The organism is Streptomyces sp. NPDC021093 (assembly GCF_044333135.1).
Lineage (GTDB): Bacteria > Actinomycetota > Actinomycetes > Streptomycetales > Streptomycetaceae > Streptomyces.
The window spans coordinates 676,812-701,510 of the sequence record NZ_JBIRQJ010000001.1 but is presented as its reverse complement, the minus strand read 5'-3'; the positions used below and the strand labels follow the sequence as shown (position 1 = coordinate 701,510).

The following is a 24,699-nucleotide window of genomic DNA, read 5'->3' as shown; positions in this document are numbered from 1 at the left end:
GCATCTCCCGCCGGACGGTCCACCGAATCCTCGTACGTGGTTCCGCGAAGGCTGCGGTACGACTACTCACCGCTGCGGGTGACAGGCCGCATAGCCGCGATGCCGCCGGGGGAGGTCGGCTGCACAACTCCGGCCACAAACCCCTGGGAGATCCGCCGACATGTACCGCCGAGCCGCCACTCTCGCCCTCGTCATCGCCACAGCGTTCCTGTCGGCCGCCCCGGTGTCCGCCGAGGGCACCCACACCCTGCCCGCCCCGGACCGCGGGTCGGCGCCGGGAGACGTCTGTTTCTACGCCGCGCCCAACTACGCCGGGGCGAGCTGGTGCTACCGCCCGTTCGGCTACACCGACGTACCGGAGCAGGTGCACCGAAAGGCCGCCTCCTTCGAGTCGAACGCCGATGTCACCGTTTACGCCATCCACTGGGCCAGGCCCGGTGAGTGCCTCTACCGAACGATCTGGACGGGCGACCGGAGCACCAACTGGGAGTGGGCGAACAGGCTCGACGCGGTGCAGAGCGACCGCCCGTCCGACTGCCAGCCCGGCTGACCTGCGCTGCCCCGACGGCCTGCGCTGTCCATGACCACCTGGCAGGCCGGTGCGGGTGGTCCGGCGCCCTGACGGCGCCGGCCGAGGTGGAGACGGAGGCCTGACGGAGGCCTGACGGAGGCCTGACGGAGGCCTGCGTGCTGCGTTCCCTCGTTGTCGGCCTGGGCTCGACGCAGGACACGCGCGCCGTTCCCGTACTGGTCAGGTTCCCGAACTCTCTGGTCAGGTTCCCGAACTCTTGCCGGCTCTGGACGCCCGACTCGGTGCACCGGATGCAGGTGACCCACCGAGAGACGCTCGGCGCAAGCTACGACGCGACCTCACTGCTCACCCGCGCCGACGGGGACCCGGCGCGAGCGGCCGAGCTGTGGTGGGTCAGCGGTGGAAGGTCGTGGTGGAGGCGAGCGCGGCCCGTTCGGTGGTGACCCGGTTGACCGGAGCGGTCTCGTCGGCGTGGCCGAAGGAGATGCCCACGAGCAACTTCCCCTCGGTGACGCCGAGTTCGTCGCGGACCGTGTCGGCGTAGAAGCTCAGCAGCCCCTGCGGGCAACTGTCCACTCCGTACGCGGTCATCGCCAGCAGCAGCGTCTGCAGGTAGGCACCGACATCCGCGGCAAGCCGCGGCCCACCGTCTCCGGCGACGAACAGGAACGCGGCGTGCGGCGCGCCGTAGAAGCGCAGACTCTCCGCGTCGTAGGCCGTGCGGGCCGCGTGGTCGTCGGGGCCGATGCCCAGCGCTCCGTACAACTCGCCGCCGAACGCCGCCCGGCGCACCTGGTGCACCGGTGAGTACATCCCTTCGGAGTACGGGAAGTCCGTAGAGGTGCGCTTCTCGGCGTGGGCCGACTGCAGGGCGTGCGCCAGTCGCTCACGCTTCGCACCGCTGACCACTTCCACCTGCCACGGCTGGGCGTTGGAGTTGGACGGCGCGGTGCCGGCCAGCGTGAAGATCGCACGCATCGTCTCCTCGTGCACGGCTTCCGGGCGGAACGCACGGGTCGCGTGACGGCTGCGCATCAGCTTCTCCGCAGCACCGCTCAGCTCAGTGGGGACCGACCTGCTCATGGGGGCTCCTCGACACAAGTAAAGTAAACGGATTCGTTTACATGCGAGTGCGACCCTAGCAAGGCGCACCCCCGCAGGTAAACGGATTCGTATACTTGCCTCATGAGTACGGCATCCACGGCAGGCGCAGCAGCCACGCCATCCACATCGGCCACGGCATCTCAACGACGGGGGCGCGGCGGCCGGGAGCGGATTCTGGCCGCCGCCACCCAGCTGTTCGCGAGCCAGGGGATCAACGCGACCGGCATGGAACAGGTCGCGGAGGCGGCACCGGTGTCCAAGCGGACGCTCTACGCCCACTTTCGGACCAAGAACGACCTGGTCATCGCCTACCTGCACGGCCTCGCATCGTCGGGCGCCACCCTCGAAGCCGTGCTGACCCGCGAGGACATCCCCCCGCGGGAACGGATCCTCAAGCTGTTCGACCAGCCCGCGTCGGACGCGGGAACGGTGCGCGGGTGCCCGTTCATCGATGCCGCTGCGGAGTTCCCCGACCCGGCGAGCGCGGCCCACTCCTACGCCCGCGAACAGAAGCTGCGGATGGCAGAGTTGATCGCCGCCCTGTTGAAGGAGCTCGGCTGCCGCGAACCCTCCGCGCTCGCCGAACAACTGGCCACCCTCGCGGACGGGGCAGCCAGTCGCGCCATGGTGCTGGGCGATGCCGACTACGGCCGACACGCACGGGCGGCGGCGGAGGTCCTCCTCGAACACACCCTGCCGGGCACGAACTGACCGGGAAACGAACGTCCGTTGACGCCACTGCGGAGTTGAGCGGATGTGGTCGTCTCCTCAACCGCGGCCGGACGCAGTGGAGTTCACCGACCTGATGGGGTGCCGGCCGTGCGCAGGGAAGCAGGTGTGCGGCCGATGAAGTCCCGCGCAGTACGGGTGAGGTGGGCCTGGTCGGCGAAGCCCGCGGTGGCCGCGGCCAGGGCGGCGGTCGAATCCGGCAGGGCGGCGATCGCGGTGCGGAGCCGGCCCCATCGGCGCAGGCGGGAGAGTGCGACGCCCACGTCCTGCCGGACCAGGGCGCGCAGCCGCGGGGCCGACAGACCGACCTCGTGCGCAATGGAGGAGACGGAGGAGAGGGAGGAGACGGGATCGATGGGGGTGGTGAGGGCGACGGGGGCGAGGGGGGCGAAGGGCAGGTCCGGATCGCGCAGTGTGCACAGGTGGACGGCGTGCGCGACTCTCGGGTCGAGCGGGGCCGGGGACCCGGTGAGTGTCCGCAGCTCGGTGTATCCGGCGGCCAGGTCCACGTCGGTACGAGGGCCGTGGGAGTCGGTGGCGCCGAGCGCTGCGAGCAGACGGCGGACCTCGCCGGCATCGAGCCGTAGCGGCTCCGGGTGGGAGGGCAGCAGCCAGGGGTCGACGAACAGGGCGACGTAGGGCGAGCTCACCGCACAGCTGTGGGCCAGCTGGGGCGGAACGATCAGCCCTGGCGCCACCACCAAGGGCCCACCAGGCAGGCGGAGTTCGGCGTGACCGCCGATCGGCAGCACGGCCTTCCACGCGGGCAGCCGGTGTGAGGTGACACGGAACGGGCGCGACTCGGCGAACATCGTCGCTTCGGCGCCGCAGGCGAAGACGGTGCGGCAATCGTTCTGTTCAAGTGCCCAGGCACGCGGTGAACGGATCATCGTGCCATGCACGCTATCGCTGCCGTCGCTCTGGCGGTGTTCCTGATCGTCACGGGGGTCATGCACTTCCTGGCCCCCGGCTACTTCCGCATGCTGGTGCCCGCGTGGCTCCGCCGGGAACGGCTCCTGGTGGCCGTCACGGGGGCGGCGGAGGTCGTGGTGGGTACGTTGGTGCTGGTTCCGGGCACCAGGTCGGCCGGGGGCTGGGCCGCCGCCGTCCTGATCGTCTGTTACCTGGTGTCCCACGTGGACGCGCTGCGACGCGCGCGACCCGACCGGCCCCGGCTGCTGGAGCGTCCGGTCGGCGCGGTGGCCCGGCTGGTGGTGAACGTGCTGTACGTCGCCTGGGCGGTCGCCGTGGCGAGATCAGGGGCCTGACTTGGCGAGCCGGGGAACCTTCTCCGTGATCCCGAACAGCACGCCGAGAGCGAATGAAGCGACGTGTTGCAGCGGCGGCGGTCTCGGTCTCGGCCGCGTTTCTCGCGGTTCTGCCGACGACCGCGTCGGCAGCCACGTACACCAAGTGCCCCAGCGGGAGCCGGTGTGTCCAGCTCTTCTTCAACAGCGGCTACGGCGGCGCTGGGACACCGGAACTGAGCGATGTCGAACCATGGTTGAGGGCCTTGTCAGGCACACCACGTCCAGGGACACGTCCCGATTCTGGCAACGCCGGTGCAGGCCAGTACTTCGGTGGCGGCCGCGTTGAGGAAGAGCATGAACGTCCATGACGAATCCGCCGCGACGATCTGGCCGATGCGAAGGAGCTCTTCTTCTGCCTCCAGGAGGCGGTCGACGGTCGCGGCGAGGGCCAGTGTCGGCTGGCCGCGCCTCTGGGTGCGACGGAGCCGCATCCGGTAGGTCCGGGCGAGTTGGCCGGCAGGAACCGGGCCGTCCCAGACGACGAAGTCTCCCCCGGCCATCAGGGCGTCGCGGGCAGGGCCACATGCCGTGGTCTGTTCACCGAGCATCCCGGCGAGGTCGTCGCGCGTCATGCCTCGGCCCGGCGGCGAGAGCGCGGCCTGCTGAGCGTCTGTGACAAGTGGCCTGCCTCTCGGATGACGACCAGGCCGCTGCTGCTCTGCGCTGTGCGGCCCTTCTGTCAGCCTATTCGGCTCCGCCGACGGTGTTCCGTCTCCGGCGGTGCGGCCCTCGCCTCAAGCGACCTGGTCCGATGGCGCTCGTGGCGGGCCGTCGTCGACCTGTCGCCGTCCGGGGAGACTGTGGGCCGCCGACCACCGGGGAGGCGAGGGCAGCCGTCGGCTCCCACCTGCCCAGGAGCCCGTCGCGGCTTACGGCGGGGTGAACCCCGGGGGTGCGGCGGCCCCGTTTCGTGGAGGTTCTCCTCAGGGGCAGTGATGCTTTCGGGTAACCGCTCTTCACGGTTGACAGTTCCTCGCAGTCTGTGGGCCGCCGCACCGATAAAGATCCGGTGCCCACAGACTGGAGAACCTCCATGCGTCGTCTTCTTGCCGCCGGGCTCGCCACTGCCGCCGCAGTGCTCGCGTTCGCCACTCCGGCGTCCGCCGCCCCGGCCGACAAGCCCCAGGTACTGAGCAGTTGGACGCAGACCAGCGCGTCCAGCTACCAGTCCTGGGTCTCGGCCCGCGCCAACCAGGGCAACTGGTCGGCGTACGGCTTCGACTGGTCGACCGACTACTGCTCCAACTCGCCCGACAACCCGTTCGGCTTCCCGTTCCAGACCTCGTGCGCCCGGCACGACTTCGGCTACCGCAACTACAAGGCGGCCGGCACGTTCAGCGCCAACAAGGCGCGGCTCGACGACGCCTTCCACGCGGACCTCAAGCGGGTCTGCTCCTCGTACTCGGGAGCGAAGAAGACCTCGTGCGACTCCACAGCCTGGACCTACTACCAAGCCGTCAAGATCCTCGGCGTGCGCGCTGCCGAGAGATCCCTGGTCGGCTGACCCGGGCCGCTACCGCCGCTGGGACAACGGCAGGATGAACTAGCCTCCGGAGACGTCCGCGCAGCCCGTACGACCGGGCTGCGCGGACACCGGAAGGGGCGAGGTTCCGGAGACGTACTGACATCAGAACTGCGAACCCGCGCCACCGCTTGAGCCTGTTGACGGCGGCACTTCGCCGCCGAGAACCGACCCTGCGAGGAGGGATGAAGCGATGACATTGCACTCCGATGTGGCCGAGTTGCTGGCGGGGGCCGGCATCCTCGACGTGGACGTCGACGATGCCGTCGCGGACGAGCACGTGCGAGGGGCCGCGTACCGACGCGTCGTCTCGGTGACCGCTTCCTCGCGCAGCCGCGACCGGGACCGCGCGGTCGTGGCCACGATCCTGCGCGATCCCCACGAGATGGGGTCCAAGACGGCGGTGGTCGCCCTCGTGGACGAGATCGCGATGAAGGTGACCGGCCCGGCGGAGTTCCGGCAGTGGTCGGCCGAGATACTGCCGGAGGTCGACCGGCTCAAGACGGAGGGGTACCGCGAGTTCATCCGCCGCCGCATCCACGACTGGCTGTTCCATCTGTCCATCGAGGACGGTCACGCGCCGACACCGGTCGAGTTGGCGGAGGTCACGGACTGGATGCAGCGCCGCCTCGCCGAGGTCTCGACGTCTCCGGCGGTACTCGCCCTGCTCGCCGGGTCGAGCAACACGAAGAAGACACGGAACATCGCGAAGAACCGAGCCGCGAGCCGCGGGCTGAGGACGCCATGAGTCGACAGTGACACGTAGCGGCAACGGGCAGGCGCACCGACTGTCCTCCACTGCCCGGGGTCAGCTCCCCCCCGTTGACGGCGTTCAGGCACCCGCCGGCCCCGCCTCGTGCACGGGCTGCAGCACGAAGACGGGGATCACCCGGTCGGTCTTCTCCTGGTACTCCGCGTACGGCGGATACGCCGCCACCGCGCGCTCCCACCACTCGGCCCTCTCGTCCCCGGCGAGCTCACGGGCCGTCATCGCCTGAGGTACGGAACCGTCCTGGAGCTCCACGTACAGCTCGGACCTGAGGTTGAAGTACCAGTCGGGATGGAGCGGGAACCCGGCCTTCGACGCCACGGCCGCGTACTGCCCCTGATGCTCCACCCGCATCACCGGAATCTTGCGCAGCCGGCCGCTCTTCGCGCCGCGCATAGTGAGGACGACGATGGGCAGGCCGGTGTCCCAGAGCGTGTTCCCCTGGGTACCGCCCGAGCGCTCGTACAGCTCGACCTGCTCGCGGATCCACTGCGCCGGACTCGGGTCGTACTCGCCCTCAAGCGGCATCGCCTTCACCCCAACGTCGCGTACGGATGATGGTGCGCAGTACAGCACAGACCTCGCACGCGGACGAGACCGCCGTTCCTGGTCTTCGGGAGCACTTCGGGAGAACCAGACCATGACGGCCCGTGAGGTCAGCCGGTCCGGGCGGGGCCGAGATGGCGGGTGTCACCGAGGCTGACGACCTGGCGGTTGTGGAAGAAGTCGTCCTCGCGCAGCGTGGTGATGCTGCCGGAGGGGGCCCGGAAACTGGCGTAACCGGCCGACTCGATCGGCATCTTGATCCAGGACGCCACGACGAACGTCAGGGAGCCGCCGTGCGTCACGACGATCTGATGCTCGCAGGGGCTCTGCAGGATCTCGTCCGTGGCCGCGTAAATGCGCCGCGCCCACTCGGCCTTGGTCTCCGAGCCCGCCACGCCTTCGTCGTGGTCCATTCGCTCGCCGACCGCCGGCGGCGGGACGAAACGCCGGTCCAGCCACTCCTGCGGCCTTCCCCCCGCCTCACCGTAGGACTTCTCCCGCAGCCTGGGATCCGGGGTCGGCCGCACGCCGAACAGTTCGGCCACCTCATCCGCTGTGCGCAGGGTGCGCTGCAGATCCGAGGTGAACAGCTCCACCTCGGCGTCGTACGGGATCCGGGCCCGCAGCTCCCGGGCGATGGCGATCGCCGCGCGGACGCCGGCGGGCGTCAGGTGCGAGTCGTGCCATCCGCCGACGACTCCCTCGACGTGGTGCGTCGCTTCGGGATGGGTGACGATGTGAAGAGTGCGCATGAGTGCGTGCCTTCCGGTGGGTTGCTCAGGATCATCAAGCGGGTTCTCCGGCCCGGGTCCGGATGCTCGCGAGGCAGAGAGACGGGGATCCATGGACCTGCCCCGTCTCAGGGACTGGCCACAAGTCCCTGCGTGATCAGCAGACTTCGCACCTCCGCCAGGGACGCGACGCACTTGTCCGCTTGCCGGAGCGATTCCTCCGAGTGAGTGGTCGTCAAGCCGACAACCGTGCAACCAGCCGCCACGGCAGCCCGTACGCCAGCGGGCGCGTCCTCCACGACGAGACACGCCGAGGTGGAGACGCCAAGTCGGGACGCGGCCAGGGCGAAGCAGTCGGGCGCGGGCTTCGCATGTTCCACATCACTGCCGTAGACCCGCACGGCCGGGAGGGGGAGCCCCTCCGCCGCGAAGCGGGCTTCGACGAAGGCCCGGTCCCCAGAGGTCACGATCGCCCACGGGCGGCCGGCCAACGCCGCCAGCAGGTCGGCAGCCCCGTCGACCGGCCGAACGCCGTCCTTCTCCCGGGCCAACAGCTCGTCGAGCACCTTCCGCTCAACTCCCGGGCCCAGATGGGCAGCCGCATCCTTGACGGTGTCCTCAGGGCGCCGTCCGAAGGTGAGCTGCCACACCCTCTCAGGGTCCAGCCCCCGCTCCAACGACCAGGAGTTCCAGACCCTCCGGTGAGCGCCGGCTGAATCCAGCAAGACACCGTCCACATCAAAGAGCACAGCAGAGATCTTCATACCGGCATGCTCCCAGGAAGGAGAAACCGCAGCCCGAGAAGGTCACGAGAGGCCCGCGCGGCCGGGGCTGCGGCCGGACTGCGGCCAGACTGCGGCCGGACTGCGGCCGGACTGCGGCCGGACTGCGGCCGGACTGCGGCCGGACTGCGGCCGGACTGCGGCCGCTTGGCCGTAGCCTCCAGCCATGGGAGAAGCCGAAGTCCGGGTCGTGGTCCACAAGTTCGACGGCAGCCTGCACTGGCACCACTCGATGGTGCGGTTGGGCGAGGACGAGCACGGGGTCTGGCTCGGTGCGCCGATCGGGACGGTCTACAGCAAGGGCGGAGAGGGCGAGGTCTACGCGACCGAAGAGCGACGGGTCATGCTCTTTCCTCGCAGTGCCTGGTGGACGGCCCTGTTCCAGTCAGCTCCGGCCCGCCTGGACGTCTACTGCGATGTCACCACTCCCCCCGAATGGCTGGGCGCGGGAGAAGTGACCACGGTGGACCTGGATCTGGATGTCTGCCGGATACGGCAGGACGGATCCGTCTTCGTGGACGACGAGGACGAGTTCATCAGCCACCAGGAGCGGTACCGCTATCCGCAAGACGTCATCAGACACGCGGAGAGCACCGCAGAGTGGCTCTCCGGCGCGCTGCGCGACGGTACGGAGCCCTTCGGAAACCGCTACCGCAGTTGGCTGGAGCAGGTCGGCTGAGCGGGTGCCCTTCTCGCTGTGGGTGCGTGTGCCGCCGGGGCGCGACGGTCGAGTTCACCACCGACTACACCCCTGCCGGGCAGTCCCGTACCCCGGGGGCAGCGGTTCTTGTCCCCCGGGGCAGCGGTTCTCGTACCCCTGGGTCAGCGCTTCTTGAACTCCTCGATGGCCGTCCGGGAGGCCAGGTTCGCCGCGTCGCTTCCGGCGTGGCCCGAGTCCTCGATGATGTGGAGCCGCGCGTCCGGCCACGCCTTGGCCAGTTCCCACGCCGTCTGCACGGGGCTGCCCATGTCGTGCCGGCCGTGCACCAGCACCGCCGGGATCCCCGCCAACTTATGGGCGTTGCGCAGGAGTTGGTCCTCCTCCAGGAACGCGCCGTTGCCGAAGATGTGGGCGCAGATCCGTACGAACGCGATCTGCGCGTCCACCTCACGGTCGCTGTACATGCCGGGCACGCCATTGGGCTCGCCCGAGACGACCGCGTCCTCCCAGGCCAGCCAGTCGGCAGCGGCCTTCGCCCGGACCGTACGGTCCGGGTTCTCCATCAGCCGCGCGTAGGCGGCCAGCAGGTCGCCGTCCCGCTCCCCCTCCGGGACGGCGTCGCGGAACCGGTCCCACGCCTCGGGGTGGAACTGCCCGGCCCCCCGGTAGAGCCAGTCGGTCTCGCTGGGGCGGGTCGTGGTCACGGCCTGGATGACCATCTCGGTAACCCGCTCGGGGTGCTCCTGCGCGTAGGCGAGGGCGAGCGTCGAACCCCAGGAGGAGCCGCTCACCAGCCATCGCTCGATGCCGAGGTGCTCGCGCAGCTGCTCCATGTCGGCGATCAGGTGCTGGGTGGTGTTCAGGCTCATGTCCGCCGCCGGGTCGGCCGCGTGCGGGGTGCTGCGGCCGCAGTTGCGCTGGTCGAAGCGTACGAGGCGGTAGCTCTCGGGGTCCCAGGCCCTCGTCGGCCGCTGCGGCGCGCCCGCACCCGGGCCTCCGTGGACGCTCACGGCGGGCTTGCCCTCGGGGTTGCCGAGCTGTTCGTAGTAGATGCGGTTGCCGTCTCCGGTGTCGAGAAGGCCGTGGTCGTAGGGGTGGGTCGGAGGATAGAGATCAACCATGAGGAGCGATCCTACGAAAGTGATCGCGGCCGGTCCTCTCAATTGTGCGAGTGATCGATCGGCGGTCGGGCTCCGCCCCGTACCCGCAACTCCCCCTCCCCGCCTCCCCGTACCCGCACGCGTCGAGCAGGCCGCCCTCCCGGTGGGCGATCGCCTCAGCCGGTGGCGCCCCGGGCCATGATCCGGCCGCGGATCGCCTGCAGCCGGGGCATCAGCACGTACACGACCGTGAGGACCACCGCGGCGCTGAGCAGCAGGGTCTGCACGACCATCGGCAGCTTCTCCAGCCAGGAGTGGAAGAGCAGTTCCAGGACCGTGAGGGTCGGGAAGACCGACAGCCAGATCATCAGGGCCATGTGGTGACGGGGCGGGGGTGCGGACTGCACGACGATTCCTTCCGGCGATTTCCAACCACCTGTTTGGAGATTGGTGAGGGGAAGTTAGCACGCGGCCGGGGCTGAATCCAAACAACCGGTTGGGTATGCTCTGCTCCATGGCCTGGGACACCGCACGCACCCGGCAGGCACTGCTCGACGCCGCCGTGGACGAATTCGCCGAGCACGGCTTCGACGGCGCCCGCATCGACCGCGTCGGAAAGCGCGCGGGCGTCAACAAGGAGCGGATCTACCAGTACTTCGGCAACAAGGAGAAGCTCTTCGGGTACGTCCTGGAGGCCGAGCTCGACCGCATCGCCAGCACCATCCCTGTCACCGTCGAACAGGCCGCCGACCTCGGCGACTACGCGGGCCGGCTGTACGACTACCACCGCGCCCGCCCCCAGTTCATCCGGCTCCTGCACTGGGAGGGGCTGCGCGACACCGGCGCCGCCCTCCAGGAACCCGGACGCACCGCGACGTACGGCGCCAGGGTCGAGGCCCTCGCCCAGGCGCAGCGGGACGGCACCCTGGATCCGTCGCTCGACCCGAAGGCCCTGTTCTACGCCGTACTGGCGCTGGGGGCCTGGTGGTTCAGCGTGCCCCAGGCCGTCCGGATGATCTTCGGCGGCGAACAGGCACCGCAGACGGAACGCGACGCCCTGATCGGACTCGTACGGAGACTGGCGGGCCAGGACGGCAGCTGACGCAGCGCCCCTCCGACCCCGCGCGCGCCACGCCGTGGGAGGTTTCTCCGCCGACTGGCCCGCGCACAGGGGGAGTTGACGGCGCTGTACGCGGGGAACGGCAGGCCGCTGGGCGTGGGCTGCTCCCTCGTGCGGCGACTCCGGGAACCGCCCGGCCCAGCGGGGTGGGGACGGGTGTCAGTGCGCCGTGTGCTGACCGGCCGTGGTGTAGAGGGTGGCGAACGCGGCGCGGTTCTCGGAGCCGTCCGGTGAACGCCAGTTGCCGGTGACGTGACCCAGGGCTCCCCCGGCCCCTCCTGCTTCGACCGCACGGGCACCCGAGTCCGAGCCCGCGCCCGCGCCCGAATCCGGCCCCTCGCCCTCCGGGGCCGGGCTCAGCACGCGCGTCACGGCCAGGATCAGCGGCCCGGCCGCCTCGCCGGACTGCCCGGCCGCCGTCGCCTCAGTACGTACGGTGACGGCCGTGCCGTGCTCCCCGTCGTTCACGGTCGCCGACACCAGCCCGCCCGACGGGCCGACCCCGGTGGAGGACACGGTGACGGAGGGGTCCGGGGTGTCGCTCTGGCTCTGTGCCTGGGGTTCGGCGCGGTGCTGAAGGAGGGCGAGCAACTGGCCGACGAGCACCGGGTCGTGGGTTCCGTCGTACAGCCATCGCCGCCCCAGCACCCCGTGCTCCGACGTGCCGACGAATCCCTGGTCGGCTCCTTCGAGCGGGGCCGCGCGGTAGCTCAGCGGTACGTGGTACGAGACCGGGTGGTCGCCCGAGCCGTCCGTGACCACCATGAACTCGATGCCCACCTCACCCTCCGGGTCGTCGAGCCGGAAGCCGCCCGCCTTGGTCAGTTCCGGTGTGCCCGACGTGCCGAGGTACCAGGGGCGGGTGGGCAGCCAGGCGGTGAGAAGCTCCAGCTTCGTGGGCGTCATGGTGGTGCGGTGGATGCTGGCCATGCGGCGTGAACTCCTTGCGGTGGCGCTTGCGGTGGCACTTGTGGTGGCAGCCGGTGGTGGCTGACGGGCTGCGGCGGGGGCCGAGGTACGGCCGCCCGGCCTCACGCGGCGGCGAGACGGTCCCCCGCGGCCTTGAGCGCGGTGGCGAGCGCCTGGTCCGCAGGTACGGGGAGGTCGGGGAGCACTCCGACACCCTCCCAGTTGGTTCCGGTGACGGTGCTGATGGTCCGGGCGGTCGGGACGGTCACGAGCACGTGCTCGGTGACTGCGTACCGGGTGGTCGGATGGGCGCCGCCGCGGGTCGTCTCGCCGACGAGGACGGCCCGGCCGTGCGCCTGGAGGGTGTACGCCACGTCCTCGCCCCCGGAGAAGGTGTCCGCGCTGGTGAGGATGTAGACCGGGCGGTCCAGGTAGCGGGGTGCGGGCAGGTGTGCGACGGTCCAGAACTGGCGGCTGGTGCCGGAAGGGGTGTCTTCGATGTCGTGCAGGTGCACCTGGTCGTCGGGGAAGAAGTAGCTGTTCCACATCGCCGCGCCCTCCGGCATGCCGCCCGGACAGGCGCGCAGGTCCAGGACGAGTGCGGAGGTGTGGGCGACGAGTTGCATGGCCGCCCCGATCGCGGCCGCGCCCTCGTCGGCGGACGGGATGAGCCGGATGTCGATGAGTCCGACATTCCCTTCGAGCTGCTCCACCCGACGGATTCCCTGGTTCTCCTCCCGGAGCCGGGCGGAGAACGCGGCCCGGGCGGCGTTCTCGTCGGCGTCGTCGGCGTCGTCGGCGTCGCCCGCCCGGACGGGCGTCTGCGGCACGTCCGTCCAGAGCAGCCGCAGGTGCTTGTCCGGTACGACTTCCTGGAAGTCCGCGGTCACGGCCGTACAGAGCGCCGCCCCGTCGAGGCCTTCGTAGGCGCCCGCCGCGAGACGGCCCCTGATCACGGTGTCGAGTTCCGCGGCCTTCTCGGGAAAGACGTACCCCGCCACGATGCGGTTCAGGGCCTGGTCGATTATGTGTTCGTTGGTCAGCACGGTGGCGATGCTAGATCACGAACTGTGCGGCGCCCACCGGGATTTACGGGCCCGGACAGCCGCGGCCCCGCACGGACCTGCGGGCCCGTGGACTGGCGGACCGGCGGACCTGATCAGCGTGCGGCCCGGTCCAGGAACGTGGTGATGTGCCGGAGCCACTCGTCGGGGCGTTCGGCGAACGGGAGGTGGCCGGTCGGGATCTCCACGAGTTCGGCACCGGGGAGTGCGTCGGCCACTTCGCGGTGCAGATCGGGTGTGACCAGGAGGTCCTCGGTCGTGGAGATGACCAGGGTCGGCACGGTGATGCGGGAGAGGTCGTCGCGTACGTCGACGCGCGTGACGAGGTCGGTGTGTTCGGCCGAACCCGACGGGAGGGTCCGGGCGGTCCCCTCCAGCAGGGCGTCGAGGTCGTCGCCGGGGACGGCTTCCAGTGCCGAGGCCCCGAGCGCCAGAGGGACGAGGAACTGCGCCAACGGTGCGTGGGCGCCGGAGGCGTAGAGGTCCCGCCAGTGCTCGGCGTTGAGACGCAGCCGCGAGTTGGGCCGGGCGAAGGGGGCGGTCAGCACCAGGGCCGTGATGCGCTCGGGGTGGCGGGTGGCGGCACGGATCGCGACGGCGGTGCCCAGGGAGTAGCCGACGACCGCGAAGGTTTCGAGGCCCTCGGCGCTCGCGGCGGCCACGAGTTGGTCGGCCAGTTCGTCCAGGTCGAGGGAGGTGGTCGAACGCGGGGTGTCCCCGGAGCCGGGGAAGTCGACGCCGACCACGCGGTGGCCGGCGCTGAGCCTGCCGAGGATCGGTCCGTAGTTGGCCGCGATGCTTCCGCCTGCGCCGTGGGCGAGCAGAAGTCCCGGTCCCGCTCCGTGGACGGTACGGGCGAGGGCGGTCGCGGGTGCGGATACGAGCGCGGGTGCGGTGATGTCAGACATGGGTGTCCCCCCAGCAGTTGTGTAGTGGGCGTTACAGATGTAACCGTATCAGATTCCATAGTGGTCACTACAGAATGATGACCAGGGCAGCGTCTCTCCCCTGGAGCGTCAGGAACGAGCGTCAGGAACGATTCGTCGGCCACGCGACATCGTCGACCGTCAGGAACGGCTCGTCGGCCACGTCCTTCGGGGTCAGCCCGGTGAACGCCATGACGTCCTGATGCAGGTGGGGCTGGTCGAAGTAGCCGGTGTCCGCTGCGACTCGGGCAGCGGACTCCCCCGCGACCAGGCGGTGCACGGCACGGTCGAAGCGGACCAGCGTCGCGGCGCGCTTGGGCGGCATGCCGAGCTGCGTGTGGAACCGCGACCACAGGCGCTTACGGCTCCAGCCGAGTTCGGCCGCCAGCCGGTCGACCCGGACGCGGCCGTGGCCGACGACGATTCGGTTCCAGGCCCGAGCCACCTCGGGCTCCACCGGCGGCCGCCCCGCACTCAGGCGGGCGAGCAGCGCGTCCGTCAGCGCGAAGCGCTCCTGCCACGAGGAGGATTCGCCCAGTTGCTCGCGAATGCGGGACGCGTCCCGACCCCACAGGTCGTCGAGGGCCACCGGGCCGCCGGCCAGTTCGGCCGGGTCGACGCCCAGGACCGCACGGGCGGACAACGGCGACAGGCGCACCTGTACGCACTCGATGTCTTCCCCCCACGTGCAGACCGCGCCCCCCGCACCGAATCCGGGCCCGGCGACGAGGCTTCCCCGGTGCTGTCGCCCGGTGCCGTCCGCCACGACGAGCCGGCTCGCTCCGAACTCCAGGAGCAGCATCACAGCGGGGTGCGGGACCGGCCGCAGGCCTCCCGGGGGCGCGCCGGGAACGTGGAACCCGGCCATGTCGACACCGGTCGTCCGGCTGGGCCGCAACGGACGTACGACGTCCCAGCCCGCCGGACCGTCGTGTGCACGCGCGGGACGGTCACGTTCACTCGCGGTGGACCGCATGCCCCCATGCTAGGCGGGCCATGCGGACCGGGAAAGGCGACCGAGAAGGGCGGCCGGGAAGGGCGGCGGCCGGGAAGGGTCGCCAGGAAAAGGCGAACATTTTTCCAATCCAGGGGCGCGCGACAGCCGCGACGATGGGCCCATGACTCCTCCCGCGAACGTTCCAGAGCCCGTGAACTCCCCTGATCTCGTGGACACTTCCGATTCCGCGAACACTCCCGGCCCCGTGGGCCCTCCCCACGGACGCCCCCTCGCGAACGGCGGCGGCGCAGCCACCGAGCACTCGGTCCTTCCCCTGGAGTACGGCGACATCCACCTCTGCCAGGACGGCCCCCGCCACGCACCGGCGCTCCTGCTCATCCACGGGTCCGCCGCCACGACCCGCTCGTGGGACCCGCTGGTTCCGCTGCTGACCGGGTCCCACCGGGTCGTACGGATCGATCTGCTCGGGCACGGCCGTTCGGCACAGCCGGTCGGCCCCGGCTACGAGGTCCCCGACCAGGGCCGCACCGTCGGCGCCGCACTGGACCGGCTCGGCATCGAACAGGCGGTGGTCGTCGGCCACTCCAGCGGCGGCTACACCGCCACCGCGCTCGCCGAACAGCGCCCCGACCTGGTGACCGCGCTCGTACTCATCAACACCGGTCCCGCCCTGGAGGCCTTCACCGGACCGGAGACCACCTCCATCGGCCCCGAACAGTGGCCGCCGACCGACGCACAAATCCGCCACTTCGCGAGCACCGGGTTCCGGGAGGGGTACCGGATTCCCCAGGAACTCGTGGACGACATGCGCGGCATGAGCTTCCACTCGTTCGCCGCGACGATGCGGGCCTCCACCGCCTATCTGGCCCAACGGACGCTCCCTGACCGGCTGAAGCCCCTCGGCAAGCCGCTCCAGGTCGTCTTCGGCGACCAGGACCGCAGGTGGCGCCCCTCGTCCGCCGCCGACTACCGCGCCGTACCGGACGCGAAGGTCACGTATCTGCCGGGCGCCGGGCACTCGCCCATCCTGGAGGATCCGCCACGGACCGCAGAGCTCCTCCTCGCCTTCGCCCGGGCCTTCCCCGCAACGCACACGACGCGGACGCACCAGGCGGCGCAGACGGACCAAGGCGACTGAGAAGGCCAAGCGAACCGGGCAACCGACCGGCCTCGGGTCGCCCCGCCATCTGGCCGACGTGCTGAACGGCACACTCCGCAGGGCCGAGCACCCTCTTCTCAGCTGCCACGGCGACGAGAGGGGCATCCTGCTGGACGGACTCGCCCCGAAGTCGCCCAACGGCAGCCGTTCAACGGCGCGCTCACCCCCGAGACCGCCGCGGCCCTCGCCTTCGCCGCGGCCTTCTCCCACCAAATACTCGCCCTCCGCACGCCCCCGCGCGGGGCCACCGGCCGCGCCAGGAAGCCGGGTGGGGACACGGCTCCGTTCCACCTCTGGTCCGCCTCTGGGACGCCTCTGGTCCGCCTCTGGTCAATTCGAGGGCGGTGGAGCGCAGTTGGGCTCCTGCTGCCCCGAGGAGCCCGGGGGTTGAGGAACCGGCGGGCGGTCGTTAGGTTGATCATGATGTGGGCCATCGGTCTGCCCGTTGAGCGTGGATCGTCGTGGGCCCATCGCGGGTTCATCACGGACTCACCGCGGGCTGATCTCCGGTTGGCCCCGCCCCGAGAGCGGCTGTGCGTCGACATCAGCCCGAGGAAGGAAGATCCGCCATTCTCACCAAGACTCTGCAGATTCCCACCGCCGACGGCCGGGCCGACGCCTTCGCCGCCTTCCCCGAAGGCACCGAGCGGCACCCGGGAGTACTGCTGTACCCGGACGCCATCGGCGTGCGGCCCGAGCTGGAGGACAAGGCCCGCGAACTGGCCGGGCACGGGTACTACGTACTCGTCCCCAACTTCTACTACCGGCACGGCCCGGCACCCGTCGTCGAACTTCCCGCATTCATCGGCGAAGAGGCCAGGCCCGAACTCTTCGCCCGGTTGATGCCCCTGGTCGAGGCGCACACCACCGACCTGATCCTGCGCGACGCCGAAGCCTTCGTCGGGTTCCTCACCTCCCAGCCCGAGGTCAGCGCCGGACCGGTCGCCACGATCGGCTACTGCATGGGCGCCGGCCTGGCGATGCACACCGCACTGGCCCATCCCGACCAGGTCGCCGCCGTAGCCGGATTCCACCCCGGCCTCCTGGTCACCGACGCGCCCGACAGCCCGCACCTCCACGTCTCCAAGCTCACCGCCGAAGTCCATCTCGGCCTCGCCGAGGGCGACATGACGCCCGAGGACCTCAGCGAGTTCAACCGGTCCCTGGACACCGCAGGTGTCGGCTACACCACCGAGGTCTACCCCGACACGATCCACGGCTTCACCATGTCCGACACCTCCGCCTTCAGCCCGTCCGGGCTGCAGCGCCACTGGGACCGTCTGCTCCCGCTGCTCGGCCGCGCCCTGGCCAACGGCTGAGGTTCCGGGCCCGGCGACCGGGCAAGGGGTGCCCACCGCACCCCTTGCCCGTCCGGAACCGCGAACTGCCCACCGGATCAGCCGAGTTCGGCGTTCCCGGCCGTACGCTCACCGGGTCTTGAAGGACCTGCGCACCGCCGCCCGCGTCTCCCACGACTCCGAGGCCGGGCCCTTGGTCATGTCGGGGAAGAAGCTGTCGTGGCGTACGAAGAACTCGGCCCGCTCCTCGTCACTCATGCCCGCCACCAGGCCGAGCCCTTCGAAGTAGCCCTCGCGCGCGGCACCCGGCGCGAACAGCATCAGGAACTCCGCCGGTTCGCCGGAGATGTTCCCGAACGAGTGCACACCGCCCGGCGGGATGTAGAGGTAGTCGCCCACCGAGGCGTCGAACCAGCGCTCCCCGTCGAAGACATGGATCTCGCCCGACAGGACGTAGAAGGACTCGGACATCGTCTTGTGGAAGTGCGTGCTGGTCCCGCCCGGCTGCGGGCCCATGCGGTTCTTGTAGAGGCCGAAGAGCCCGTCCGTACTGAGCTTGGTGGAGAGGTAGTGGAACGTGGTCCCGCCGCCCGCGTCGTAGTCGGGTGGCGAGTCGGCCTTGCGGAAGGAGGCGCTGATCTCGCCCTCGTCGCCGTTGTAGATGATCTCGGGGTAGTCGGGAGACAGGAAGGACATTGGGTACTCCTCAGGTCCGATTGTCGGGCGCGGATGGAGCAGGTACGGATGGAGCGGGTGCGTAGAGGCGCAGGAAGGTGTCCACTCCGTCGTTGACGATCTCTTCGACCGCGGATCCGGGGAGTGGCACGGCCCCGTAGAAGGAACGGATCAGCACGTCGTTCATGGTGAGCGTGTTGAGCCGGTTCGCCGCCTTCTCCGCGTCGTCGAACTCCAGCAGCCCTCGGTCGGCGATCCTCCGGAGGTACGGTGCGAGCCGCTGGTGCGCCGAGGGCGGGCCGTGGTCCATCCACTCTTTCAGCACCCCGGCTGGCAGTCTGGTCACCTCCGCGTGGATGGTACGGACGAGCGCGAAGTGGTCGGGGAATTCGGTGATCGCGTTCGCGCGGTCCAGGCAGAAGGCGGTCAGGTCCTCCTCCAGATCCACGATCTTCCACAAGTGCCGCTCCATCAGCACGCGTACGGCCGCGGTGACCGCGTCTGCGCCCTCCACCGCGACCGAGAGGAACAGCTCTTCCTTGTCGGTGAAGTGGTTGTAGATGGTGCGCTTGGCGACGTTCGCCTCCACCGCGATCGCGTCGACGCTCGCGCGGACGTAACCCTCCCGCCCGAACACCCGCCGCGCCGCCTCCGAAATGGCACGGCGCTTGTCGGGCCGGCCGCCCTGGCGTGCTGGTACCTGAACGGTCATGCGCGGACCTCCACTCATGCATCCACCGGACGGACCCCAACTACCCACAGTCAACGGGCAGTTGGCACCGACGAGCATCGCCGGGAAGGAATCTAACCCGAGCGGTGCAGTAACTCAACCGTTGAGTGCAGAGACTGCACTGAGCAGTGCAAAGATCCTGAGGGGCGACGGATCGGATTACCGCCGCCCCTCCTCGTGCGTCAGCCGGAGCGGGTCACCCGGGGAAGCAGGTGCATCAGCACCCACATCGTGAGGAGCGTGCCGACGACGTACCAGATGCTGTCGGCGAAGGCGGCGCTGACGGCCGGGCCGCGGGTACCGGCGCTGACGCGGGTGAAGAGGACCACGGTGACCAGGGCGGCGCCCAGGGTGGTGCCGAGCTGGGTGGTGGTGTTGAAGAGGCCGGAGGCCGATGCGGCGTGGTGGTGGGCGGAACCGAATCAGGCTAAGAAGCCCTCCGACCTGCGTACAACGCAATTACGCACCCGCACCCACGGCCCCCGCCCCGCGTCCGGCACCGTCCCTCGCCACGCACGACGGGCAGATGGGGCCGGTAGGGCCGGTAGGGCCGGTGGCACGAGCGGCCCGGTAGTGCCTAGGGGCGCGATGGCAGGATGACGACATGGTGACAAATCAGCCCTGGACTGGGCTTCACGAGGATCTGCTGGCAGCGAAGGCCCTGGTGTACGACCCGAGCGGTTTCGCCTGCTCGGTGCCGGTGCCCGAACCGGAGAGCGCCGAGTACGCGGCCTGCGGGTTCACGCTCGACGACCGCTCGGTCCGGTTTCGCGTGGCCAAGACCACCCCGACGAAGGTGGGACAGTTCGTCACCGTCTGGCAGCGGTCCGCCGAGGGGCCGATCCGGCCCTTCGACGCCGCCGACGGAGTGGACCTCTTCGTCATCAGCAGCCGCGACGACGACGGCTTCGGTCAGTTCGTGTTCCCGCGCGAGGTGTTGTGCGAGCGCGGCATCGTCTCCCGCGACGGCTCCGGCGGGAAGCGCGGATTCCGCGTCTATCAGCCCTGGGTGACCACGACCAGCCGACAGGCCCGCAGCACCCAGGCATGGCAGGTGAACCACTTCTTCCACCTCGGCCAGAACGGTCCCGCCGACCCTACGCGCGCCCACGCCCTCTACCACCCATAGGCCCGCTGCCAGGTGCCCGCTGTGCCACGGCCGAACTCCTCCCGGAGTGACCGCGGAGTGACCGGCGCGCGACCGGCCGTGGGAAGGATCGCCACTGCCCCGCGGCGAAGCGCCGCGGCGGTCTCCCCACCCCGGAACCCGAAGAGGAACCCCCATGAAAAGACCCTCCTTCTGTACGGCACTCGTGGGAACGGTGGCGATGGCACTCCTCTGGTCGGGCACCGCGGGCACGGCGGCGGCAGCACCCCCGAACGACCTTGAGGCTGCCGACCGCATCATGAACCTGGGTTACCAGGACTTCGTGAACCACCCCGAGGTCCCGCCCTTCGACTGGAGCAACGACGGGTGCAGCGGACCGGTCGGGCCACCCGCGAAGCAGATGTTCCAGTACGCCTGTGAGCAGCACGACTTCGGCTACGGAAACTACGGGCCCAGGGGCGGCCTCAAGCTCGACGTCTCCGAGGCCCGCAGGGCGTGGATCGACGAGCGCTTCTGGCACGAGATGCGGAACATCTGCAACGACCACTACCCGGGCCTCCTCAATCCCGGCTGCCTCGTCAGCGCCGAGATCATCTACAAGGGCGTCAGGGAGTACGGCGGGGACCACTGGTGACCGGCCCGGTCGCCCTGACCGGCCCGGTCGCCCGCGCCTGCGAGCGGGAACCCACCCCGTAGTGCCCGCCTGAATCCCGCGGTGCCCGCCCGGAGTTCCGGAGCGGGCACCGCGGTTGTCCCTGAGGACGGATGCGCGAGGGCCGGGCCGCCTCAGGGCGTACGGCTCACCCGGACGTCGTCGTGCTGCACGACCCGCGTCCGGACGTCTCCGTTCCCGATGCTCTGGCCCGGCCGGTAGAGGCCCCACTTGAGGTAGCCGAACTCCGTGGGGTTCTTGGGGTGGAAGGTCCGCACCTTCTCGTACGTCTTGCGCAGGGTGAACTCCGGTTCGCCGGGCATCCGGGTGGAGATCCGGTAGAAGCCGGTCCTGTCGTCCGTCCAGCGGACGTCCACGCGGAACGTCATCCACTGATCGACGTACGTGCGGAAGTCGGCGACCACGTCGGCCTGCAGTCCGAGCGTGGGCGACCGGAAGGCGATGCTGTTGCGCTTGGTCATCAGGTAGAACGACGGCAGGTTCCCGCCGGCGTGCTTGCCCTGGAAGATGATGTCGCCGCTCTCCGAGTCCCCCGCCTCGTAGGTCTTCCAGCCCTTCAGCAGGACGCGGAACTCGTACCGGCGTTCGTCGCCCACGTGGAACACCCCCTGCGGGACGTCGTTCGTGGCGCTCTCGCTGCGTGGGGCTCCGTCGGACTCGTAGCCGGCGTCGCCGAGAGTCACCTTGTGGGTGATGGCGTAGTCGTCGCCGGACCTGGCGACGGACGACGCGTCGGGCGCGGTGGCGTGCGTCGTCGTGAGCCCGGGGATGCCCGAGTTGAGGCTGCCGTCCTTGTAGTCGATGTTCAGCAGGGGGGAGTTCGCGCTCCGGGGCTGATGTGCCGCTGACCCGTCGGGCAAGTCCTGACCCGCTTCGGCGGCGTTCAGGCACACCGCGCAGAGGGCCCCCGCCAGAGCAAGGGCGACCGTGGCGCGCACGGCAGTCTTCGCTGGCCTCTTCGCCGTCCTCTTCGCTGTCCTCTTCGACGTCCTCATCGACGTGGTCATGTCCGTGTCCCTTGCCTGTCGGTGATCCGGATCAGGTTGCGGCCGCGCATCGTGTAGAGATGGCCGGCCTCGTCGTGGGTGAGGTGGGCGCCGCTGTACCAGCTGCCCTTGACGGCGGGGACGACGGTGCTGACCGCGAAGGTGCGCGGGTCGAAACGGAACACGGTCGTGTCGGAGACCCCGTACACCACACCGCGGTTGGTCACCATGGCGGCGAAGCCGTCGCAGACCTCGCTGACGTCCGCCCGGTGCACCAGGGTGCGGCGGCGGATGTCGACGACGAACAGACCGCCCTTGCGCGACAGCCCGTACAGGTGGTGTCCCCGTACCGCCAGCGCGGCGGTACCCGCCGTCTGCTGCGGGTCGATCCGCCAGAGTTCCCTGCCCCGGACGGGGTCGAACGCCACCACGGTGCCGCATGGCCCGGTGGCGAGGGTGTTGTCACCGCCGAGGTACGCCACACCGTCCTGGCTCGCGACACCGCGCACGCACTGCAGCGCGTCGACCGGATCGACGAAGCAGCGGGAGCGGCCGGTCCCCGGGTGGTACGTCCACAGGGAACCGCCGCCCTCGGTGTCGGCCTGCACGCCGACGAGCACCAGGCCGTTCGTCCGGTCCAGGGCGACGTCCAGGGGCCGGTTCTGCTCGGGCGGGAAACCGGCCACCCGGTGCATCCACCGGTCGGGGTCGGAGGCGGTGTCGGAGGCGGTGTCGCGTTCAGGGTCGTGGCGCCAGATGCCCTGCGAGTTGTACTGACCGGTGTACAGGGCTCCGTCGTGGACGACGCAGTCCTTGGCCTCGCCGGGCGCGCGCAGGTTGACGACGTCGCCGGAGCGCAGCGAGTGCCGGGCGAGGGTGCCCGTTCCGCCGACGTAGACGTAACCGGCGCCCGCGGCGAGGCCCATGGCGAGCTGCGGCGTCTGTGGGGCGCCCGCCTCCCCGAGGTCGATGACGTCCGAGGTGCCCGCGGCCGGGTCGATCTCCGCGACGAAGCCGAAGGCCGAGGTGACGACGATCTTCCCGGCCCGGCTGTCCATGCCCCAGATCTCGCCCGGGTCCGGTCCTTCGTACTCGACCGCGGTGATGGTGCCGGTCTGCTTGTCGTAGGCGTGGACGCCTTCGTCACCGGCGAAGTAGACCGTGTCGTCGAGCTCCGTGAACAGCTTGGCGACCGTGCCCCTGGACGTCGCCACGGTGTACTTCGACAGGTCGGCCAGGTCCATGAGGGCGACCTTCGCCTGCTCCTTCGACGCGGCGGAACCGACGACGAGCCTGTCGCCGACGACCGCCAGGTCGCGGATGCTCGGATCGTTCGCCATCTCCGGGGGCACGACCGAGGTGAAGGTTCCGGCGGAACGGTCGTAGGCGTAGAGGGTGGCCCGGCCGGTGTCCCCGCCGCCGTTGAAGGTGGTTCCGGCGCCGAGGAACACCGTCGTGCCGGTCGCCGCGACGGCGCGCACGAGGGTGCCCTTGGGGCCCGGGGCCCCGGCGTTGCGGACCTTGCGGGATTTGGGGTCGTACTCCCACAGAGCGGGAGCGGTGTCGGCGCCGCCGCCCACTGCGTACAGGAGCCCGTCGGGCGCCACGGAGAGGGCGCGGACGTCACGGTCGCCGATGCGGCCGATCGCCTCGGCGGGGTTTCCGGGCGCGGTCACGTCCCAGCGGAAGAGGTTGGGTTTGCCCACGTCCGCCTTCTGCAGGACGCCGGCGTACAGGTACCGGCCGGTCGGGTCGGCCGCCAGGGCCTGGACGGAGTGGCCGTGGGGCAGACCGGTCCGGGCCGCCACGGTGCGGGTCGGCAGGTGGAGGGCGACGATGCGCACGGGGTCGACGTTCCGTGACCCGATGTAGACGGTGTCGCCGATCAGTACCGCGCTCATGAGCGCGAACTGGACCACGGCGGGACCGAGATCGGTGATCCGGGGCGTGGTGCGGTCGGCGATTGCGGCCGTGGTCCGGTCCGCGGTCCGGTCCGTGGTCCGGTGCGCGGCGGCAGCCGATTGCCCTGCGAGGCCGAGCACCGCGGCCAGGCCTGCCGCGCCTCCTGCCTGAAGCACGTGTCGTCTGCTGGTGTGGGGGTGGGCGTGGGGGTGGGGGTGGGGCATTACTTCCTCCGGTGTTCTACGGAGTGCGTGGCGGGGGCTGACGCCCCCGGTGATCGGCGGGAGCTCGGCGGCACCGGGAACTACTGGGGATCGGTGCCGGGAATCGCTCGGGATCGGTGCTGGGGTGCGCGCCGACTCGTGTCGGCCGGGGGCCCGCGCGAGCGGTCGCGATCGGCCGTCATGCCTGCACGGCCAGGGACCGCCGGGTCACCGGGGAGACGGGTGGCAGGCCCGCCGCGTAGCGTTCCAGTTCGGTGAGGACCGCGGCCGTCATCATCCTGGTCTCCGATCCGAGCGAGCCGGCGATGTGCGGCGTGAGAAGGACGTTGGGCAGGTCGTACAGGGGGCTGGTGGTCGGCAGCGGTTCGGGGTCGGTCACGTCGAGGACGGCGTGCAGGCCCTCGCGGCAGGCGTCTTCGAGCGCGGTGTGGTCGATCAGGGCGCCCCGGGCGGTGTTGACGAGGACCGCGCCCGGCGGCAGGGCGGCCAGTTGTCCGGCGCCGATCATGTGCCGGGTCGACGGCAGCTCCGGCGCGTGCAGGGTCAGTACGTCGGCCTGTGGCAACGCCTCTTCCAGCAGGGCCGGTTCGGCTCCCGCCGCGACGATCTCCGCGGCGTCGACGACCGGGTCGACGACCAGCACCCGGGCGAGGCCGAGGCCGCACAGCAGCTCGGTGACCCTTCTGCCGATGCGGGAGAAACCGACCACGACGACCGTACGGCCTTGGCCGCTCAGCTCCCCCCTGCCCTCCCGGTACGTCCAGTCCTCGCGGAACCTCCGGGCGTCCGCGGCGAGGAAGGGCACCTTCTTGAACGCCCACAGCACGGCGGCGAGGGTGTAGCGGGCGACGGGTTCGGCGTTCGCGGCGGCGGCCGTGGTCACCAGGAGGCCCCGGTCGAACGCGGCGGCCGGGACGTGGCCCCGTACGGAACCCGCCGCGTGCAGGACGGCCCGCAGCCGGGGCGCGGCCCGCAGCACCGGTTCGTCCAGCACCGGGCAGCCCCACGAGGTGATCAGCACCTCCGTCTCGGCGAGGCGCGCGAGCACGCGGTCGGAACCCAGGTCCTCGGCGGCGACCGGCTCGCCCAGGCCGGCCGCGGCCCGCAGCCGGGCCATCTCCTGCGGGCCGAACTGCGTCTCCCGGGACCGGCTGCTCATCAGCAGCATCGCTTCGGGCCTG

General features: G+C 70.4%; 29 protein-coding genes. 11 read left to right on the top strand and 18 right to left on the bottom strand.

Translation table 11 applies throughout. The annotated features are described in order from the left end of the window. Positions 1-160 precede the first annotated feature (160 nt). Complete coding sequence (locus tag ACH4SP_RS03290; protein WP_398408666.1) at positions 161-550, top strand: hypothetical protein; 390 nt, start codon at positions 161-163, stop codon at positions 548-550. Positions 551-925: 375 nt separating this feature from the next. On the opposite strand, the gene ACH4SP_RS03285 is transcribed toward ACH4SP_RS03290, so the two are convergent. Next, positions 926-1,615 carry a nitroreductase gene (locus ACH4SP_RS03285; RefSeq protein WP_398408664.1) on the bottom strand — a complete coding sequence of 230 codons (690 nt, stop codon included), beginning with the start codon at positions 1,613-1,615 and terminating at the stop codon, positions 926-928. A 102-nt stretch (positions 1,616-1,717) separates the two neighbouring features. Here ACH4SP_RS03285 and ACH4SP_RS03280 point away from each other — a divergent pair, with 102 nt between their 5' ends. Then, entirely contained in the window at positions 1,718-2,347 is a 630-nt protein-coding gene (locus ACH4SP_RS03280) for a TetR/AcrR family transcriptional regulator (protein WP_398408662.1), read from the top strand. A gap of 83 nt (positions 2,348-2,430) precedes the next feature. On the opposite strand, the gene ACH4SP_RS03275 is transcribed toward ACH4SP_RS03280, so the two are convergent. Continuing rightward, complete coding sequence (locus ACH4SP_RS03275; protein ID WP_398408660.1) at positions 2,431-3,255, bottom strand: helix-turn-helix domain-containing protein; 825 nt, start codon at positions 3,253-3,255, stop codon at positions 2,431-2,433. Between the two features lie 6 nt (positions 3,256-3,261). On the opposite strand from ACH4SP_RS03275, the gene ACH4SP_RS03270 reads away from it, so the two are divergent. Continuing rightward, positions 3,262-3,633 (top strand): MauE/DoxX family redox-associated membrane protein, encoded by a 372-nt coding sequence (locus ACH4SP_RS03270; RefSeq protein ID WP_398408658.1) that lies wholly within the window; start codon positions 3,262-3,264, stop codon positions 3,631-3,633. A gap of 248 nt (positions 3,634-3,881) precedes the next feature. Here ACH4SP_RS03270 and ACH4SP_RS03265 read toward each other — a convergent pair whose 3' ends face one another. Continuing rightward, on the bottom strand, positions 3,882-4,247 hold the full coding sequence (locus tag ACH4SP_RS03265; protein WP_398408656.1) for a hypothetical protein: 366 nt from the start codon (positions 4,245-4,247) through the stop codon (positions 3,882-3,884). 461 nt (positions 4,248-4,708) lie between these two features. On the opposite strand from ACH4SP_RS03265, the gene ACH4SP_RS03260 reads away from it, so the two are divergent. Together ACH4SP_RS03260 and ACH4SP_RS03255 are read left to right on the top strand one after the other, a co-directional pair. Continuing rightward, on the top strand, positions 4,709-5,179 hold the full coding sequence (locus ACH4SP_RS03260; protein ID WP_398408654.1) for a phospholipase: 471 nt from the start codon (positions 4,709-4,711) through the stop codon (positions 5,177-5,179). 211 nt (positions 5,180-5,390) lie between these two features. Beyond that, positions 5,391-5,945, top strand: a complete 555-nt coding sequence (locus ACH4SP_RS03255; RefSeq protein WP_398408652.1) for a hypothetical protein — start codon at positions 5,391-5,393, stop codon at positions 5,943-5,945. Between the two features lie 84 nt (positions 5,946-6,029). Here ACH4SP_RS03255 and ACH4SP_RS03250 read toward each other — a convergent pair whose 3' ends face one another. From ACH4SP_RS03250 to ACH4SP_RS03240, 3 genes are all read right to left on the bottom strand, one after another. Beyond that, positions 6,030-6,494 carry a nitroreductase family deazaflavin-dependent oxidoreductase gene (locus ACH4SP_RS03250; protein ID WP_398408650.1) on the bottom strand — a complete coding sequence of 155 codons (465 nt, stop codon included), beginning with the start codon at positions 6,492-6,494 and terminating at the stop codon, positions 6,030-6,032. A 128-nt stretch (positions 6,495-6,622) separates the two neighbouring features. Then, positions 6,623-7,264, bottom strand: coding sequence for a histidine phosphatase family protein (locus ACH4SP_RS03245; protein WP_398408648.1), 642 nt, complete (start codon positions 7,262-7,264; stop codon positions 6,623-6,625). Positions 7,265-7,371: 107 nt separating this feature from the next. Further along, positions 7,372-8,007 carry an HAD family hydrolase gene (locus tag ACH4SP_RS03240; protein ID WP_398408646.1) on the bottom strand — a complete coding sequence of 212 codons (636 nt, stop codon included), beginning with the start codon at positions 8,005-8,007 and terminating at the stop codon, positions 7,372-7,374. 184 nt (positions 8,008-8,191) lie between these two features. On the opposite strand from ACH4SP_RS03240, the gene ACH4SP_RS03235 reads away from it, so the two are divergent. Then, positions 8,192-8,704 (top strand): DUF402 domain-containing protein, encoded by a 513-nt coding sequence (locus ACH4SP_RS03235; protein WP_398408644.1) that lies wholly within the window; start codon positions 8,192-8,194, stop codon positions 8,702-8,704. 143 nt (positions 8,705-8,847) lie between these two features. On the opposite strand, the gene pip is transcribed toward ACH4SP_RS03235, so the two are convergent. After that, positions 8,848-9,807, bottom strand: a complete 960-nt coding sequence (pip, locus tag ACH4SP_RS03230) for a prolyl aminopeptidase (RefSeq protein ID WP_398408642.1) — start codon at positions 9,805-9,807, stop codon at positions 8,848-8,850. A 155-nt stretch (positions 9,808-9,962) separates the two neighbouring features. Then, positions 9,963-10,193 (bottom strand): hypothetical protein, encoded by a 231-nt coding sequence (locus tag ACH4SP_RS03225; protein WP_398408640.1) that lies wholly within the window; start codon positions 10,191-10,193, stop codon positions 9,963-9,965. 107 nt (positions 10,194-10,300) lie between these two features. Between ACH4SP_RS03225 and ACH4SP_RS03220 the strand changes: the two genes are divergently transcribed. Next, positions 10,301-10,888, top strand: coding sequence for a TetR family transcriptional regulator (locus tag ACH4SP_RS03220; RefSeq protein WP_398408639.1), 588 nt, complete (start codon positions 10,301-10,303; stop codon positions 10,886-10,888). 177 nt (positions 10,889-11,065) lie between these two features. Here the strand turns inward: ACH4SP_RS03220 and ACH4SP_RS03215 are convergent, their stop codons facing one another. The 4 genes from ACH4SP_RS03215 to ACH4SP_RS03200 form a co-directional block, all read right to left on the bottom strand. Beyond that, on the bottom strand, positions 11,066-11,836 hold the full coding sequence (locus tag ACH4SP_RS03215; protein ID WP_398408637.1) for a 1,4-alpha-glucan branching protein: 771 nt from the start codon (positions 11,834-11,836) through the stop codon (positions 11,066-11,068). Between the two features lie 101 nt (positions 11,837-11,937). Beyond that, entirely contained in the window at positions 11,938-12,861 is a 924-nt protein-coding gene (locus ACH4SP_RS03210) for a S41 family peptidase (RefSeq protein WP_398408635.1), read from the bottom strand. A 113-nt stretch (positions 12,862-12,974) separates the two neighbouring features. Beyond that, entirely contained in the window at positions 12,975-13,787 is an 813-nt protein-coding gene (locus ACH4SP_RS03205) for an alpha/beta fold hydrolase (protein ID WP_398408633.1), read from the bottom strand. Positions 13,788-13,908: 121 nt separating this feature from the next. Further along, positions 13,909-14,781, bottom strand: a complete 873-nt coding sequence (locus ACH4SP_RS03200; protein WP_398408631.1) for a helix-turn-helix domain-containing protein — start codon at positions 14,779-14,781, stop codon at positions 13,909-13,911. 226 nt (positions 14,782-15,007) lie between these two features. Between ACH4SP_RS03200 and ACH4SP_RS03195 the strand changes: the two genes are divergently transcribed. Continuing rightward, positions 15,008-15,901 carry an alpha/beta fold hydrolase gene (locus ACH4SP_RS03195; RefSeq protein ID WP_398409515.1) on the top strand — a complete coding sequence of 298 codons (894 nt, stop codon included), beginning with the start codon at positions 15,008-15,010 and terminating at the stop codon, positions 15,899-15,901. 590 nt (positions 15,902-16,491) lie between these two features. Continuing rightward, positions 16,492-17,241, top strand: a complete 750-nt coding sequence (locus ACH4SP_RS03190) for a dienelactone hydrolase family protein (RefSeq protein ID WP_398409513.1) — start codon at positions 16,492-16,494, stop codon at positions 17,239-17,241. Between the two features lie 108 nt (positions 17,242-17,349). On the opposite strand, the gene ACH4SP_RS03185 is transcribed toward ACH4SP_RS03190, so the two are convergent. The 3 genes from ACH4SP_RS03185 to ACH4SP_RS03175 all read right to left on the bottom strand — a co-directional run bounded on the left by ACH4SP_RS03185 (position 17,350) and on the right by ACH4SP_RS03175 (position 18,954). Beyond that, positions 17,350-17,916 (bottom strand): cupin domain-containing protein, encoded by a 567-nt coding sequence (locus ACH4SP_RS03185; protein ID WP_398408629.1) that lies wholly within the window; start codon positions 17,914-17,916, stop codon positions 17,350-17,352. Positions 17,917-17,926: 10 nt separating this feature from the next. Beyond that, entirely contained in the window at positions 17,927-18,607 is a 681-nt protein-coding gene (locus ACH4SP_RS03180) for a TetR/AcrR family transcriptional regulator (protein WP_398408627.1), read from the bottom strand. A 200-nt stretch (positions 18,608-18,807) separates the two neighbouring features. Next, complete coding sequence (locus ACH4SP_RS03175; RefSeq protein ID WP_398408626.1) at positions 18,808-18,954, bottom strand: hypothetical protein; 147 nt, start codon at positions 18,952-18,954, stop codon at positions 18,808-18,810. Positions 18,955-19,229: 275 nt separating this feature from the next. Between ACH4SP_RS03175 and ACH4SP_RS03170 the strand changes: the two genes are divergently transcribed. Beyond that, a complete protein-coding gene (locus ACH4SP_RS03170; protein WP_398408624.1) occupies positions 19,230-19,754 on the top strand; it encodes a MepB family protein in 525 nt (174 codons plus the stop codon). A 154-nt stretch (positions 19,755-19,908) separates the two neighbouring features. Then, entirely contained in the window at positions 19,909-20,367 is a 459-nt protein-coding gene (locus ACH4SP_RS03165; protein WP_398408622.1) for a phospholipase A2, read from the top strand. Positions 20,368-20,519: 152 nt separating this feature from the next. On the opposite strand, the gene ACH4SP_RS03160 is transcribed toward ACH4SP_RS03165, so the two are convergent. The 3 genes from ACH4SP_RS03160 to ACH4SP_RS03150 form a co-directional block, all read right to left on the bottom strand. Then, positions 20,520-21,413 (bottom strand): heparin lyase I family protein, encoded by an 894-nt coding sequence (locus ACH4SP_RS03160; RefSeq protein ID WP_398408620.1) that lies wholly within the window; start codon positions 21,411-21,413, stop codon positions 20,520-20,522. After that, positions 21,410-23,470 (bottom strand): PQQ-binding-like beta-propeller repeat protein, encoded by a 2,061-nt coding sequence (locus tag ACH4SP_RS03155; protein ID WP_398408618.1) that lies wholly within the window; start codon positions 23,468-23,470, stop codon positions 21,410-21,412. The genes ACH4SP_RS03160 and ACH4SP_RS03155 overlap by 4 nt, the downstream gene beginning before the upstream one ends. A 226-nt stretch (positions 23,471-23,696) precedes the next feature. Further along, positions 23,697-24,677, bottom strand: coding sequence for a hydroxyacid dehydrogenase (locus ACH4SP_RS03150; RefSeq protein ID WP_398409511.1), 981 nt, complete (start codon positions 24,675-24,677; stop codon positions 23,697-23,699). Positions 24,678-24,699 lie beyond the last annotated feature (22 nt).